This is a genomic window from Streptococcus mutans, assembly GCF_006739205.1.
Taxonomy (GTDB): Bacteria; Bacillota; Bacilli; order Lactobacillales; family Streptococcaceae; genus Streptococcus; species Streptococcus mutans.
Window position 1 is genome coordinate 24284 of record NZ_AP019720.1, and the last position, 16416, is coordinate 40699.

Below are 16416 nucleotides of genomic sequence, written 5' to 3' on the forward strand. Positions count from 1 at the left end.
ATGTCTATCTTTAAAAATAAATTATTTGTCATTTTATTTGCCTTTCTTATGTTACTTGTAGATGGGCATTTATCTTTATTATCACGAATCTTATTTCAAAATCAGTTTATTGTGTCAAGTCATTTTTTATTCATTGTGTTATTGTTTTATACTCTTGTATTCAATCCTTATTTTATTTTTGGACTTGCCTGTGTTTTAGGAATTATTTATGATTTTTATTATTTAGGGGTATATAATTTGGGAATTGCAACTATGTTGTATCCTTTAACAATTGTTATTATGTTTAAATTATGGAAACATATTCCAAATGGTCCTGTTCAACGCTTTCTAGTTTTTTTTATCCTAATCTTTTTTCTTGATTTTGCTAGTATTGGTATGGCCTATTTATATCAATTGACAGCTTATCCTTTAAATGATTTTATCACTTATAATTTAGCACCTTCCTTAATTTTTAATATACTGGCTTTTCTCTTCTTTCAAAAACTTTTAGAAAGGATTTACCTATGAAAGGTGATGTTAAAGCATTTTAAATAAAAATGTAATAATGACGTAATATATGAAAAGGTTTTTTTTGATATAATTATAAAGTCTTATCGAAAAAGGAGTTATATTTGTAATGAAAAAAAGAATTTTATCAGCAGTTTTAGTGAGTGGTGTAACTCTTAGTTCTGCGACAACATTATCAGCTGTAAAAGCTGATGACTTTGATGCGCAGATTGCGTCACAAGATTCTAAAATCAACAACTTGACCGCACAACAGCAAGCAGCACAAGCACAAGTTAATACGATTCAAGGACAAGTAAGTGCTTTACAGACACAACAAGCTGAATTACAAGCTGAAAATCAAAGACTTGAAGCTCAGTCTGCTACTTTGGGTCAACAAATTCAAACACTTTCAAGCAAAATTGTTGCACGTAATGAATCTTTGAAGCAACAAGCTCGTAGTGCTCAAAAAAGTAACGCAGCTACCAGCTATATTAATGCTATCATTAATTCAAAATCAGTTTCTGATGCTATTAATCGTGTTTCGGCTATTCGTGAAGTTGTATCTGCTAATGAAAAAATGCTTCAACAACAAGAGCAAGATAAAGCAGCTGTTGAGCAAAAGCAACAAGAAAATCAAGCAGCAATTAATACTGTTGCAGCTAATCAGGAGACAATTGCTCAAAATACAAATGCTTTAAATACACAGCAAGCTCAATTAGAAGCAGCACAACTAAACTTGCAAGCTGAATTGACTACTGCACAAGATCAAAAAGCTACTTTAGTTGCTCAAAAAGCGGCAGCAGAGGAAGCTGCACGCCAAGCAGCAGCAGCACAAGCGGCAGCAGAAGCTAAGGCCGCAGCAGAAGCGAAAGCTTTACAAGAACAAGCAGCGCAAGCAGCAGCAAATAATAATACTCAAGCTACAGATGCTTCTGACCAACAAGCAGCGGCAGCTGATAACACTCAAGCAGCACAAACAGGTGATTCAACTGAGCAGTCAGCAGCACAAGCAGTAAATAATTCTGATCAAGAAAGTACTACAGCAACAGAAGCACAACCATCAGCTTCTAGTGCTTCGACAGCTGCTGTAGCAGCTAATACTTCTTCTGCTAATACATATCCAGCAGGGCAATGTACTTGGGGTGTTAAATCATTAGCTCCTTGGGTAGGAAACTACTGGGGTAATGGTGGACAATGGGCAGCAAGTGCAGCAGCGGCAGGATATAGAGTTGGTTCTACACCTTCAGCTGGAGCTGTAGCTGTATGGAATGATGGCGGTTATGGACACGTTGCTTATGTTACAGGTGTTCAAGGTGGCCAAATTCAAGTTCAAGAAGCTAACTATGCAGGTAACCAATCTATTGGTAACTACCGTGGTTGGTTTAATCCAGGTAGTGTAAGCTATATCTATCCAAACTAATTTAATATTATAAAAAGGTAAGATTTATCTTATCTTTTTATTTTTCCTTATATTCATCATAATTGGATTGAAAAATTATTCTAAAAACGTTAAAATGAAAGAGGATTAAAACTTTGGAGGATTTATGTCTTATTCTAATTTAAAATTGTTTGCTTTATCTTCAAACAAAGAATTAGCAGAGAAAGTGGCTAAGACTATTGGTATTAGTCTTGGAAAATCAACTGTTCGTCAATTTTCTGATGGAGAAATTCAAGTTAATATTGAAGAATCTATTCGCGGAAACCATGTTTTTATTTTACAGTCAACAAGTTCACCTGTAAATGATAACTTAATGGAAATTTTGATTATGGTTGATGCTCTTAAACGTGCTAGTGCTGAGACTGTCAGTGTTGTCATGCCTTATTATGGTTATGCTCGTCAAGATCGAAAAGCACGTTCGCGTGAACCCATCACCTCCAAGTTAGTTGCTAATATGCTTGCTGTGGCGGGAGTTGATCGTCTTTTGACTGTTGACTTGCATGCAGCACAAATTCAAGGTTTTTTTGATATTCCTGTTGATCATTTGATGGGAGCCCCTTTAATTGCGGATTATTTTGTTCGTCGTGGTATGTGTGGCAGCGACTATGTCGTTGTTAGTCCTGACCATGGAGGCGTGACACGTGCGCGTAAATTAGCCCAATTTCTTCAAACTCCGATAGCAATTATTGATAAACGACGAAATGTTAACAAAATGAATACAAGTGAAGTCATGAATATCATTGGCAATGTTTCTGGGAAAACGTGTATTTTAATTGATGATATGATTGATACTGCAGGAACAATTGCTCATGCAGCTGACGCCCTTGCTGAAGCAGGTGCTACTGCAGTTTATGCTTCATGTACACATCCAGTTCTGTCTGGTTCTGCTTTAGATAATATTCAAAATTCGGCTATTGAAAAATTAGTTGTTTTGGATACAATTGACCTTCCTGAAGAAAAATTGATAGATAAAATTGAACAAATTTCAATTACTGATTTGATTTCTGAGGCTATTATTCGTATTCATGAAAAACGACCGCTATCACCTTTATTTGAATTTACAACTTTTAACTAGGAATCGCTGAAATAGCGATTTTTTTATAGGATGAAAAACCTGCTTTTTTTTTGTATAATAGTGTTAATCTATTTGTAAGGGGTATTTTATGGATTTGAGTAAACGTTTTAATAAAAATTTAAATAAGATTGAAGTCTCTATGATTCGTCAGTTTGATCAATCTATTTCAGATATTCCAGATGTTTTGAAATTGACTTTGGGTGAACCAGATTTTGCAACTCCAAAACATATTAAGGAGGCTGCTAAAAGGGCAATTGATGCTGATGAAAGTCATTACACAGGAATGGCAGGACTTTTGGCATTAAGGCAGGCAGCTAGTGCTTTTGTAAAAGAAAAATATCATCTTACCTATAATCCTGATAATGAAATTTTAGTAACAATTGGAGCTACAGAAGCTTTATCAGCTAGTTTAACAGCTATTTTGGAACCTGGTGATAAAGTGCTTTTGCCTGCACCAGCTTATCCCGGTTATGAGCCTGTTGTTAATTTGGTTGGGGCTGAAGTAGTTGAGATTGATACCAGATCTAATGATTTTGTCCTAACACCAGAGATGCTTGAAGAGGCTATTTTAAAAGAGGGAGAGGCTCTTAAGGCTGTTATTCTCAACTATCCAACCAACCCAACAGGAGTAACTTATTCGCGCCAGCAAATCAAAAATTTGGCTGAGGTTCTTAAAAAATATCCTATCTTTGTCATCAGTGATGAAGTTTATGCTGAACTGACTTATACAGGAGAATCACACGTTTCTATTGCTGAATATTTACCTGACCAAACGATTTTGATTTCTGGTTTATCGAAATCACATGCCATGACAGGTTGGCGTTTGGGCTTGATTTTTGCACCAGCTGTTTTGACAGCACAGTTGATTAAGAGTCATCAGTATTTGGTAACTGCAGCGACCACCAGTGTACAATTTGCTGCTATAGAAGCTTTGACCAATGGTAAAGATGATGCTCTGCCAATGAAAGAAGAATATATTAAGCGCCGTGATTATATCATTGAAAAAATGGAAGCAATGAAGTTTAAAATCATCAAACCTGATGGTGCTTTTTATATCTTTGCTAAAATACCAGTTGCGCAAGGACAAGATTCCTTTAAGTTCCTACAAGATTTTGCTAAAGAGAAGGCAGTAGCTTTTATTCCTGGTGTTGCTTTTGGAAAATATGGAGAAGGTTACTTACGAATTTCTTATGCAGCAAGCATGGAGACTATAAAAGAAGCGATGAAACGCCTTAAAGAATTTATGGAGCAATATGCAGACTAAAGAAACAAGAGGTTTAGTGCTTTATAATCGGCCATTTAGAGAGGATGATAAGCTGGTTAAAATTTTTACGGAAACTTCCGGCAAACACATGTTTTTTGTGCGTCATGCTACTAATTCAAAATTGTCTTCTGTCATTCAACCATTGATTCTAGCTAATTTTATTTTAAAAATTAATAATCATGGACTTTCTTATATTGAAGATTATAAGGGAGTCTCTCTTTTTAAGGAAATTAATGCAGATATTTATAAATTAGCTTATGCTACTTACCTTGTGTCTTTGGCTGATGCTGCTATTTCAGATGCTGTCTATGATGCCCCTCTTTTTGCTTTTTTAATTAAGACCCTAGAATTGATGGATGAAGGTCTTGATTATGAAATATTGACCAATATTTTTGAAATCCAAATTCTAGATCGCTTTGGCGTTCAACTTAATTTTCATGACTGTGTTTTTTGCCATCGTGTCGGTTTAGCTTTTGATTTTTCACATCGCTATTCAGGTCTTTTGTGTCCTGAACATTATGAAAAAGATCTTTATCGTAGTCACTTAGATCCTAATGTCCCTTACCTTTTGAACCAATTTCAAACTTTACATTTTGATAGCTTAAAGACCATTTCAGTTAAACCTGACATGAAACAAAAGCTGAGAAAATTTATTGATGAAGTTTATGAGGACTATATTGGTCTTCGTCTCAAAAGTAAAAAATTTATTGATGATTTAGATCACTGGGGACAAGTTATGAAATAAAGGAAAATTTCAAAAAAGAGACACTTTTGATGATAGGCATTTAAAATCACTAAGTTTGTCATGAAAAAAATGATATGCTAAAATAATTGATTATTAGTAAAAAGTAGCCTTAATTTTGCTGAATTGTTTATTTGTTATTTTTTTGTAACGTTTAAGATTCTTTTATTCATGGTATAATTAAGAATAACTATAACGAGGAGTTGGATTATGAAGAAAATTGCAGTTGATGCTATGGGTGGAGACAATGCCCCTCAAGCTATTGTCGAAGGAGTTAATCAGGCTTTAGCAGATTTTTCAGATATTGAAATTCAACTCTATGGTGATGAAGCAAAAATAAAGACTTATTTAAAAGCAAATGATCGTGTGTCTATTATCCATACGGATGAAAAAATTAATTCAGATGATGAACCTGTAAAGGCTATTCGGAAGAAAAAACAGGCTTCAATGGTTTTAGGAGCACAGGCTGTTAAAGATGGTAAGGCTGATGCAGTTCTTTCTGCTGGGAATACAGGAGCTTTGTTAGCTGCTGGACTTCTTGTTGTTGGACGTATCAAAGATATTGACCGTCCTGGTTTGATGTCATCACTTCCTACGATTGATGGTAAAGGATTTAATATGCTTGATTTAGGAGCTAATGCTGAAAATACAGCTCATCATTTGCATCAATATGCTATTCTTGGCTCTTTTTATGCTAAGAATGTCAGAGGCGTTGCTCATCCGCGGATTGGTCTACTTAATAACGGTACAGAAACAACTAAGGGAGATCCACTGCGTAAAGAAACCTTTGCTCTTTTAGCAGCAGATGAAACCCTCAATTTTATAGGAAATGTTGAAGCACGCGATTTGATGAACGGTGTCGCAGATGTTGTTGTAACAGATGGTTTCACGGGAAACGCTGTTTTGAAATCCATTGAAGGAACAGCGCTTGGCATTATGGAACAGCTGAAAACATCCATTAAGCAAGCTGGTTTAAGAGCAAAATTAGGAGCTCTTTTACTCAAAAATAGTCTTTATGATTTGAAAGATTCTTTGGATTATTCAGGTGCAGGCGGGGCTGTACTTTTTGGACTTAAGGCTCCTGTTGTTAAATGTCATGGTTCAAGTGATGCTAAATCTGTTTACTACACTATTAAGCAAATCCGAATCATGCTTGAAACTGATGTTGTTGGTCAATTAGTAGAAGAATTTTCAAACAGGGGGGACTAAGATGACTAATGAAGAGATTTTTGACAGGATTTCTAATCTCATTAAAGAACAGCTGCACAATGAAAAAATAGAAGTTACTGTGAAGACCAATATTCAAGAGGACTTAGGAATTGATTCCATTGCACTTATGGAGTTTATCATTACGCTTGAAGATGAATTTAATCTGAACATTCCTGATGAAGATGTGGAAGATATTCAGACCATGGGAGAATTAGTCGTCTATCTTTCTAGGCGTTTAAAGAGTTCTTAGATAAATAATACTAATATTGTTAATAATGGAGGGTTTAGTTATATGAAAGCTAAATCCTTTTTTTAAATTTCTCAGGTGACATTTTTGTCACTACTTTTTTTGCATTGCCACTTTTATAATAATATCATAGCTTGAAGGAGTAGACATCTAGACATCGTTTTGGCTATCAGCAGGAAACGCTACGCAATTTAGACTTATCTATTCGATGTGGTGAAAAGATCGCTGTTATGGGGAAAAGTGGTTCTGGAAAGACAACTTTGGCAAAAATTCTTGCAGGCTATTATACTGTTAGTAGCGGTGACTCTTTCTTAGATGGAGAAAAGATAAATTATTCCCAGCTGCGCCAATTAGTAACTTATGTGCCACAGCAGTCTTATGTTTTTACAGGAACAATCTTAGATAATCTGCTTCTTGGTGCTGAAGAGGAAGTAACGGATGATCGCTTAATGGAAGTTTGTTCAATTGCTGAAATTTTAGACAATATCAAGGCAATGCCTTTAGGTTTTCAAACACAGATTTCAGAAGACGGAGGTTTATCTGGTGGTCAAAAACAGCGTTTAGCTATTGCACGTGCTCTCTTAACCAGACAGCCTGTGTTGATTTTTGATGAGGCAACTAGTGGTTTAGATCGTGATACCGAAGAAAAAGTTATTGCCAATTTATCTAAATTGAATCGCACGATTATTTTTATTGCTCACCGAGGCAGTGTTTCTTATTATGCTGATCGAATTGTTGAGATTGACTCTGGAGAGAAAATTAAGGACAGAATAAATCATCGTCCTTTCTCATTTTTGATGACGACTCTTTGAAAGATTGTTCGTTAAATGCGAACAATCTTTTTTAGTTTTATTATAAAGTTTGTATATTGTTGAATTTGAAGTGAAGGTATGTTAAAATAAGATGAATACTTTATGAAAGGCGAACGATTTGATGGCAAAAGAACTTATTTATTCGGGTAAAGCTAAGGATATTTTGACGACAGAAGACGAAAATGTGATTATTGCACAATATAAAGACCAAGCGACAGCTCTTAACGGAGTGAAAAAAGAACAAATCGCAGGTAAGGGGCAGCTTAATAATCAGATTTCGTCTTTAATTTTTCAAAAACTAAATGCGGCTGGGGTTGCAACGCATTTTATTAAAAAGATTTCAGAAACAGAACAATTGAATAAAAAAGTTAAGATTATTCCGCTTGAAGTTGTTTTGCGTAATGTGACAGCAGGCTCTTTTTCCAAACGTTTTGGCGTTAAGGAAGGTATTCAGTTGGAAAAGCCAATTGTTGAATTTTACTATAAAAATGATGATTTGGATGATCCTTTTATTAATGATGAACATGTGAAATTTTTAAAGCTTGCTAACGATGAAGATATTGCCTATATTAAAGCTGAAACACGTCGGATAAACAAACTCTTGTCAGATTGGTTCCATCAAATCGGACTTAAATTAATTGATTTTAAATTGGAATTCGGTTTTGATAAAGATGGTAAAATTATCCTAGCAGATGAGTTTTCACCAGATAACTGTCGTCTTTGGGATGCGCAAGGGCATCACATGGACAAAGATGTCTTCCGAAGAGGGTTAGGAGAATTAACGGATGTTTACGAAGTGGTATGGGAAAAATTGCAAGAACTTAAGTAAGGATTGAACATGGATAGACGTATTTTTGTTGAGAAAAAAGCTAACTTTAGCATTAAATCGGAGTCACTGGTCAAAGAACTAACACATAATTTGCAGTTAACCTCCTTAAAAATTTTACGTATTGTGCAGGTTTATGATATCTTTAATTTAGAAGAAAGCCTGTTTGCGCGTGCGCAAAAGCATGTCTTTTCTGAGCAGGTGACAGATACAATTTTAGATGAAGCAACTGTGCAGGCGGATCTTAACAGCCATGCTTTTTTTGCTATTGAAGCTTTGCCGGGTCAGTTTGACCAGCGGGCAGCAAGTTCACAAGAGGCTTTGCTCTTACTTGGTAGTGACAGCAACGTAACGGTTAATACTGCCCAGCTTTATCTGGTTAATAAGGATATTGATGCATATGAGTTGGAAGCGGTGAAACATTATCTTTTGAATCCAGTTGATTCGCGTTTCAAAGATATCACCTTGCCTATTCGTCCACAGGAATTTTCAAATTCTGACAAAACAATTCCAAATTTGGATTTCTTTAAGACTTATACAGCTGAAGATTTTGCGGCTTACAAGGCGGAACAAGGTTTGGCTATGGAAGTGGATGATCTTGTTTTTATTCAAGATTATTTTAAATCAATTGGGCGTGTGCCAACAGAAACGGAATTGAAAGTTTTGGATACCTACTGGTCTGACCACTGCCGTCACACGACTTTTGAGACAGAATTGAAAAATATTAACTTTTCAGCTTCTAAGTTCCAAAAACAATTGCAGGCAACTTACGATAAATATATTGCCCTGCGTGACGAATTGGGACGTTCTGAAAAGCCACAGACGCTTATGGATATGGCGACAATCTTTGGTCGTTATGAGCGTGCTAACGGTCGTTTGAACGACATGGAAGTGTCGGACGAAATCAATGCCTGCTCGGTTGAAATTGAGGTAGATGTAGATGGCATCAAAGAACCTTGGCTGCTCATGTTCAAAAATGAAACCCACAATCACCCAACGGAAATTGAGCCTTTCGGTGGAGCTGCAACTTGTATTGGTGGTGCTATTCGTGACCCATTGTCAGGTCGTTCTTATGTTTACCAAGCTATGCGTATATCAGGTGCAGGTGATATTACCGCACCAATAGCAGAAACACGCTCTGGTAAATTGCCACAACAAGTCATCTCTAAAACGGCGGCGCACGGCTATTCGTCATACGGGAACCAAATAGGACTTGCGACTACCTATGTCAAAGAGTACTTCCATCCAGGCTTCGTTGCTAAGCGTATGGAGCTAGGTGCTGTTGTCGGTGCAGCACCAAAAGAAAATGTCGTGCGTGAAAAACCAGAAGCTGGTGATGTGGTCATCCTTCTTGGTGGAAAAACAGGACGTGACGGTGTCGGTGGTGCTACAGGCTCATCTAAGGTTCAAACGGTTGAATCGGTTGAGACAGCAGGTGCCGAAGTGCAAAAAGGGAATGCTATTGAAGAACGTAAGATTCAACGTCTTTTCCGCAATGGCAATGTCACTCGTCTCATCAAGAAATCAAATGACTTTGGTGCTGGCGGCGTCTGTGTGGCTATTGGTGAATTGGCAGATGGTCTTGAAATTGACTTGGACAAAGTGCCACTAAAATACCAAGGTCTTAACGGTACCGAAATTGCCATTTCTGAGTCACAAGAACGCATGGCTGTTGTTGTTCGTCCAAGTGATGTGGACGCCTTTATTGCAGCATGTCATAAAGAGAACATTGATGCAGTTGTTGTCGCGACTGTTACTGAAAAACCAAACCTTGTCATGACTTGGAATGGTGAAACCATCGTTGACTTGGAACGTGCTTTCCTTGATACTAACGGTGTGCGTGTGGTTGTTGATGCAAACGTTGTGGATAAGGATGTTGCCCTTCCTGAGGTGCGTACAACATCAGCAGCAACACTTGAAGCAGACACAGTGAAAGTTCTGTCTGATCTTAACCACGCTAGTCAAAAAGGGTTGCAAACTATCTTTGACAGCTCGGTTGGGCGTTCAACAGTTAATCATCCAATCGGCGGTCGTTATCAAATTACGCCTACTGAAAGTTCTGTGCAAAAATTGCCAGTACAAAATGGTGTCACAATGACAGCTTCTGTCATGGCACAGGGATTCAATCCTTATATTGCGGAGTGGTCACCTTATCATGGTGCAGCTTACGCTGTTATTGAAGCAACAGCTCGCTTGGTAGCAACAGGTGCTGATTGGTCTCGTGCGCGTTTCTCTTACCAAGAATACTTTGAACGCATGGATAAACAAGCGGATCGCTTTGGTCAGCCAGTAGCTGCTCTGCTTGGTTCGATCGAGGCACAAATCCAACTTGGTTTGCCATCAATCGGTGGTAAGGACTCCATGTCAGGGACCTTTGAAGAATTGACGGTACCGCCAACCTTGGTTGCCTTTGGTGTGACAACAGTAGATAGTCGTCAGGTTCTTTCACCAGAATTCAAGACTGTTGGTGAGAACATTTACTACATCTCAGGACAGGCTATTTCAGAAGACATTGATTTTGATTATATCAAGGCTAACTTTGCACAATTTGAAGCCATTCAAGCTAAGCATAAAGTAACAGCAGCTTCAGCTATTAAATACGGCGGTGTTCTTGAAAGCCTAGCACTCATGAGCTTTGGTAATCATATTGGTGCTTCTGTAGAATTGACAGAGCTTGACAGCAGCTTGACAGCGCAGCTTGGTGGTTTTGTCTTTACATCTGATGAAGCCATTGCTGACGCAGTGAAAATTGGTCAAACTGTGGCAGACTTTACAGTAACTGTCAATGGTGTCAACCTGTCTGCTGCGAAATTACTTGCAGCTTTTGAGGGCAGGTTAGAGGAGGTTTACCCAACCGAATTTGAACAGTCAACAGCTCTTGAAGAAATACCTGCTGTGGTATCTGATGCTGTTATTAAAGCTAAAGAAAGAATTGCACAGCCTCTGGTTTATATCCCAGTTTTCCCTGGTTCCAATTCAGAGTACGATTCAGCTAAGGCCTTTGAACAAGCTGGTGCCAAAGTCAACTCAGTGCCATTTGTGACTCTTAATGAAGCAGCGATTGAGGCTTCTGTTGACACCATGGTTGACAACATTGTTAAAGCCAATATTATCTTCTTTGTCGGCGGCTTCTCAGCGGCAGATGAGCCAGACGGTTCGGCTAAGTTTATCGTCAATATCTTACTTAATGAAAAAGTTCGCTCTGCTATTGACAGCTTCATTGAAAGGGGTGGCCTCATCATCGGTATCTGTAATGGGTTTCAAGCTCTTGTCAAATCCGGTCTTCTGCCTTATGGTGACTTTGAAGAAGTTGGTGAGACAAGCCCAACCCTCTTCTACAATGATGCCAATCAGCACGTGGCTAAGATGGTGGAAACCCGTATCACTAATACTAACTCTCCATGGTTGGCAGGTGTTAAGATCGGTGATATCCATGCGATTCCAGTCTCTCACGGTGAAGGGAAATTTGTCGTGACAGCTGAAGAATTTGCGGAACTGCGTGACAATGGTCAAATCTGGAGCCAATACGTGGACTTTGATGGTAAGCCTTCTATGGATTCTAAATACAATCCAAACGGTTCGCTCAACGCTATCGAAGGGATTACGAGCAAGAACGGTCAAATCATTGGTAAGATGGGACACTCGGAACGCTATGAAAATGGGCTCTTTCAAAACATCCCAGGTAACAAAGACCAAGGCCTATTTGAAAGTGCAGTGAAATACTTTACTGGGAAATAGCCTATTTAATAGAAGGGATATTATGAAACAGTATGTTGCAAGGCTAGAAAAAGATTTTTCACTCATAGAACACGGATTTAAAGAGGAAGAACAAAGAGCCTTAACTGATTATAAATCCAACGATGGTGAGTATATCAAGAAATTAGCATTTTTAGCTTATCAATCTGATGTTTACCAAGTAAGAATGTACGCTGTATTCCTTTTCGGATACTTATCAAAAGATAAAGAAATTTTAATATTCATGAGAGATGAAGTTTCTAAAGATAATAACTGGAGAGTTCAAGAAGTGTTAGCAAAGGCGTTTGATGAATTTTGTAAGAAAATAGGATATAAAAAAGCACTTCCAATTATTGATGAATGGTTAAAAAGTAGCAATCTCCATACGAGGAGAGCTGCTACAGAAGGGTTAAGAATATGGACAAATAGACCATACTTTAAAGAGAACCCTAATGAAGCTATCAGAAGAATAGCTGACTTAAAAGAGGATGTAAGCGAATATGTTAGAAAATCAGTAGGGAATGCTTTAAGAGACATTAGCAAAAAATTTCCAGATTTAGTTAAAATTGAGTTGAAAAATTGGAAATTAGAAAGTAAAGAAATTAACCAAGTTTATAAATTGGCAAGTAAATTTATTGATGCCTAGAATTTAAGTACAAAAGGTATATAAAATGACATACGAAGTAAAATCTCTCAACGAAGAATGTGGGGTCTTCGGTATCTGGGGACATCCTCAAGCAGCTCAAGTCACTTATTTTGGACTGCATAGTCTGCAACACCGTGGTCAAGAAGGTGCTGGCATTCTGACAAATGATGCTGGCAAATTGATACGACATCGTGATACAGGATTAATTTCAGAAGTTTTCAAAAATCCAGCTAATTTGGAAAAATTAACAGGTCAGGCTGCTATTGGGCATGTCCGTTATGCAACGGCTGGAGAAGCCTCCATTGATAATATCCAGCCTTTCCATTTTAAGTTTTACGATATGGAATTTGGTCTGGCACATAACGGTAACCTGACTAATACGAAAACTCTGAAGAAAGAATTAGAACATAACGGCGCTATCTTCTCTTCTTCATCTGATACGGAAATTCTGGCTCATCTTATTCGCCGCAGCCATAATCCAAGCTTTATGGGCAAGGTTAAGGAAGCGCTCAATACGGTCAAAGGTGGTTTTGCCTATCTTCTGATGATGGAAGATAAGCTGATTGCAGCTCTTGATCCAAACGGTTTTCGTCCGCTTTCTATTGGTAAAATGGCAAATGGTGCCATCGTTGTTTCCAGTGAAACCTGTGCCTTTGAAGTGGTGGGTGCCGAGTGGATTCGTGATGTCAAGCCGGGTGAAGTGGTTATCATTGATAACAGTGGTATCCAGTACGACACTTACACGACAGATACGCAGCTGGCTATTTGTTCAATGGAATACATCTACTTTGCCCGTCCTGACTCAAATATTCACGGGGTCAATGTCCACACTGCTCGTAAACGTATGGGAGCACAGTTGGCGCGTGAGTTCAAACATGAGGCAGACATTGTGGTCGGTGTACCTAATTCCTCACTCAGCGCAGCTATGGGCTTCGCCGAAGAATCAGGACTGCCAAATGAAATGGGGCTCATCAAAAATCAATACACCCAACGAACCTTTATCCAGCCGACGCAGGAACTGCGTGAGCAAGGGGTTCGCATGAAACTTTCTGCCGTATCTGGAGTGGTTAAAGGCAAACGTGTCGTCATGATTGATGACTCCATCGTGCGTGGGACAACCTCACGTCGTATCGTTCAGCTCTTGAAAGAAGCTGGTGCTACAGAGGTTCACGTGGCTATCGGTAGCCCAGCGCTGGCCTATCCATGTTTCTATGGGATTGATATTCAAACACGGCGTGAATTGATTGCGGCTAATCATTCTGTTGAAGAAACACGCCAGATTATCGGTGCGGATAGCCTAACTTACTTGTCTATTGACGGTTTGATTGACTCTATCGGACTTGAAACAGATGCCCCAAACGGCGGTCTCTGTGTTGCTTACTTTGATGGCAAGTACCCAACACCGCTTTACGATTACGAAGAAGAGTATCGTAGAAGCTTGGATGAGAAGGTTAGCTTTTATTGATAGACCGAACTCAATAGCAGCTCTGCTATTTCCAAAGAAAAAAGAAGGAAAAATATTATGACAGAAAAAAATGCTTACGCTCAATCTGGTGTTGATGTTGAGGCGGGATACGAGGTTGTTGCTCGGATTAAGAAACACGTGGCGCGTACGGAGCGTCTTGGGGTTATGGGAGCTCTCGGTGGCTTCGGTGGGATGTTTGATTTGTCCCAGCTGGACGTCAAAGAGCCTGTCTTGATTTCAGGAACGGACGGTGTCGGAACCAAGCTCATGCTTGCGATTAAATATGACAAGCACAACACTATTGGCCAAGACTGTGTAGCCATGTGTGTTAATGACATCATTGCAGCGGGGGCTGAACCTCTTTATTTCCTAGACTACATTGCAACGGGTAAGAATGAACCTGCTAAACTGGAGCAGGTGGTTGCTGGTGTGGCTGAAGGCTGTGTCCAAGCTGGTGCTGGTCTGATTGGCGGCGAAACAGCCGAAATGCCCGGTATGTATGGCGAAGACGATTACGACTTGGCTGGTTTTGCGGTCGGTGTGGCTGAAAAATCACAAATCATCGACGGCTCAAAAGTCAAAGAAGGTGATATGCTTTTAGGTCTGGCTTCCAGCGGTATTCATTCAAACGGTTATTCGCTTGTCCGCCGTGTCTTTGCAGACTATACTGGTGAGGAAGAACTGCCAGAATTGGAAGGTAAAAAACTCAAAGATGTCTTACTTGAACCTACTCGTATCTATGTCAAAGCAGCTCTGCCATTGATTAAGGAAGAATTAGTCAACGGTATTGCCCACATCACAGGTGGCGGCTTTATCGAAAATGTCCCACGTATGTTTGGGGACGATTTGGCAGCCGAAATCGAAGAAGACAAGGTGCCAGTTCTGCCAATCTTCAAGGCGCTTGAAAAATATGGTGAGCTGAAGCACGACGAAATGTTTGAAATCTTCAACATGGGTATCGGGCTCATGCTGGCTGTCAGTCCTGAAAAGGTTGACCGTGTCAAGGAAGTCCTTGATGAGCCTGTTTATGAGCTTGGGCGTATCGTGAAAAAAGCTGACGCAAGTGTGGTGATCAAATAATGAGCAAAAAAATTGCTGTTTTCGCTTCTGGTAATGGGTCAAATTTTCAGGTCATCGGCGAGCAATTCCCAGTAGAATTTGTTTTCTCTGACCATCGTGATGCCTATGTCTTGGAGCGTGCTAAAAATCTCGGTATCAAAAGTTACGCATTTGAACTCAAGGAATTTGACAACAAAATTGCCTATGAGCAGGCTATCATTGACCTCTTGGAAAAATATGCTATTGATCTTGTTTGCCTAGCTGGTTACATGAAAATCGTTGGCCCAACCTTGCTGGCTGCCTATCAAGGTCGCATTATCAATATCCATCCAGCCTATTTGCCAGAATTTCCAGGTGCTCATGGTATCGAAGATGCCTGGAATGCCGGTGTCACTGAGAGCGGAGTGACCATTCACTGGGTGGACTCAGGTGTGGATACTGGCAAGGTCATTAAACAAGTCCGTGTCCCACGGCTAGTTCATGACACGATTGAAAGTTTTGAAGAACGCATTCATGCTGCTGAGTATCAGCTCTATCCTCAAGTGCTGGAGAGTTTAGGGATCGAGAGAAGATAAGAAGGTAGTGAGAGATGATTTTATGGTAAAGGTAAAGACCTGTTCATAAACTATTTCTATCAGGGTTGGTAAATCATGAGTAGGGGCGTTAGCTAAGGAGAATTTTATGGGTCTATTTGATTTTTTTAAGAAGAAATCTTCCAGTGAAGAGACACCAATTGAAGATGGAGATAAGACTGTTGTTAAATCTGAAGATACAGATGATAGCGCTCCAGGATGGGAAGCGATTGATGCAGAATTTGATCGTTTATATCCTGATCAGCCCAATCCTCTTCATTATGGGACGGTTGTCAAGTATATGTTTGGGGGTCCAGATCCGCTTGACGGTATAAGTGTCTACGATGCGGGAGATTTTTGGCATTTTGTCAGCTATGGCCTGTCGGAGTTATATACAAAAGAAAGCACCGACTCAGAATACAGTGGTTATGGGATTGAATTGACTTTTAAGTTAAAGAAATCTACTAATGACGAAGAAGAAATCAAAAATGGCTGTGGTTTATTGCAGTATGTTGCAAGATATATTTTTAAAACAGGAAAAGTAGTTTTACCAGAAGAATATATTTATATGAAGCAAACGGTAGGAATCGATATCCAGCAGAAATCTAAACTGACAGGTTTTCTGACCGCTAGTGACAATCTAGCTAAGCCTCTAGATACTCCTCATGGAAAAGTAGAATTTGTCACTCTGATTGGTGCGACAGATGCAGAACTGCGAAGTGTTTATGAAAGTGAAACAAGTAAGCTTGAGGTAAGGAAATTGTTGCAAGAGCTTGGAAATCAGATTACAGACTATAATCGCCAGTCCTTAGTTTAGATAATTTGAAGGAATCTATTGAT

At 39.0% G+C, this 16416-nt stretch carries 15 protein-coding genes; all 15 read left to right on the forward strand.

Features of this window, described 5'->3' with window-relative positions; genetic code table 11:
* The 15 genes from mreD (at window position 1) to FNL60_RS00260 (ending at window position 16393) form a co-directional block, all read left to right on the forward strand.
* Window positions 1-507 (forward strand): rod shape-determining protein MreD, encoded by a 507-nt coding sequence (mreD, locus tag FNL60_RS00190; protein WP_002263141.1) that lies wholly within the window; start codon window positions 1-3, stop codon window positions 505-507.
* Window positions 508-616: 109 nt separating this feature from the next.
* Complete coding sequence (gene gbpB, locus FNL60_RS00195) at window positions 617-1906, forward strand: glucan-binding protein GbpB (RefSeq protein ID WP_002280387.1); 1290 nt, start codon at window positions 617-619, stop codon at window positions 1904-1906.
* Window positions 1907-2030: 124 nt separating this feature from the next.
* Window positions 2031-2999 carry a ribose-phosphate diphosphokinase gene (locus FNL60_RS00200; RefSeq protein ID WP_002263139.1) on the forward strand — a complete coding sequence of 323 codons (969 nt, stop codon included), beginning with the start codon at window positions 2031-2033 and terminating at the stop codon, window positions 2997-2999.
* 88 nt (window positions 3000-3087) lie between these two features.
* Window positions 3088-4263 (forward strand): pyridoxal phosphate-dependent aminotransferase, encoded by a 1176-nt coding sequence (locus FNL60_RS00205; protein ID WP_002263138.1) that lies wholly within the window; start codon window positions 3088-3090, stop codon window positions 4261-4263.
* Window positions 4253-5008 (forward strand): DNA repair protein RecO, encoded by a 756-nt coding sequence (recO, locus tag FNL60_RS00210; protein WP_002263137.1) that lies wholly within the window; start codon window positions 4253-4255, stop codon window positions 5006-5008. The genes FNL60_RS00205 and recO overlap by 11 nt, the downstream gene beginning before the upstream one ends.
* A gap of 207 nt (window positions 5009-5215) precedes the next feature.
* Window positions 5216-6214 carry a phosphate acyltransferase PlsX gene (plsX, locus tag FNL60_RS00215; RefSeq protein ID WP_002280386.1) on the forward strand — a complete coding sequence of 333 codons (999 nt, stop codon included), beginning with the start codon at window positions 5216-5218 and terminating at the stop codon, window positions 6212-6214.
* 1 nt (window position 6215) lies between these two features.
* Window positions 6216-6464 (forward strand): acyl carrier protein, encoded by a 249-nt coding sequence (locus tag FNL60_RS00220; RefSeq protein WP_002280385.1) that lies wholly within the window; start codon window positions 6216-6218, stop codon window positions 6462-6464.
* Window positions 6465-6691: 227 nt separating this feature from the next.
* Window positions 6692-7273: an ATP-binding cassette domain-containing protein gene (locus FNL60_RS00225; protein ID WP_002280384.1), complete on the forward strand. Its 582-nt coding sequence runs from the start codon at window positions 6692-6694 to the stop codon at window positions 7271-7273.
* A 121-nt stretch (window positions 7274-7394) separates the two neighbouring features.
* Window positions 7395-8102 carry a phosphoribosylaminoimidazolesuccinocarboxamide synthase gene (gene purC, locus FNL60_RS00230; protein ID WP_002263133.1) on the forward strand — a complete coding sequence of 236 codons (708 nt, stop codon included), beginning with the start codon at window positions 7395-7397 and terminating at the stop codon, window positions 8100-8102.
* Between the two features lie 9 nt (window positions 8103-8111).
* Window positions 8112-11837 (forward strand): phosphoribosylformylglycinamidine synthase, encoded by a 3726-nt coding sequence (locus FNL60_RS00235; protein WP_002280383.1) that lies wholly within the window; start codon window positions 8112-8114, stop codon window positions 11835-11837.
* A 22-nt stretch (window positions 11838-11859) separates the two neighbouring features.
* Entirely contained in the window at window positions 11860-12480 is a 621-nt protein-coding gene (locus tag FNL60_RS00240; RefSeq protein ID WP_002267556.1) for a DNA alkylation repair protein, read from the forward strand.
* A 25-nt stretch (window positions 12481-12505) separates the two neighbouring features.
* Window positions 12506-13945 (forward strand): amidophosphoribosyltransferase, encoded by a 1440-nt coding sequence (purF, locus tag FNL60_RS00245; RefSeq protein ID WP_002263130.1) that lies wholly within the window; start codon window positions 12506-12508, stop codon window positions 13943-13945.
* Between the two features lie 57 nt (window positions 13946-14002).
* On the forward strand, window positions 14003-15025 hold the full coding sequence (gene purM, locus FNL60_RS00250; protein ID WP_002280382.1) for a phosphoribosylformylglycinamidine cyclo-ligase: 1023 nt from the start codon (window positions 14003-14005) through the stop codon (window positions 15023-15025).
* The gene (purN, locus tag FNL60_RS00255; protein WP_002280381.1) at window positions 15025-15579 is read left to right on the forward strand and encodes a phosphoribosylglycinamide formyltransferase; all 555 of its coding nucleotides are present in this window, start codon (window positions 15025-15027) and stop codon (window positions 15577-15579) included. The genes purM and purN overlap by 1 nt, the downstream gene beginning before the upstream one ends.
* A gap of 106 nt (window positions 15580-15685) precedes the next feature.
* Window positions 15686-16393, forward strand: coding sequence for a suppressor of fused domain protein (locus FNL60_RS00260; RefSeq protein WP_002265925.1), 708 nt, complete (start codon window positions 15686-15688; stop codon window positions 16391-16393).
* Window positions 16394-16416 lie beyond the last annotated feature (23 nt).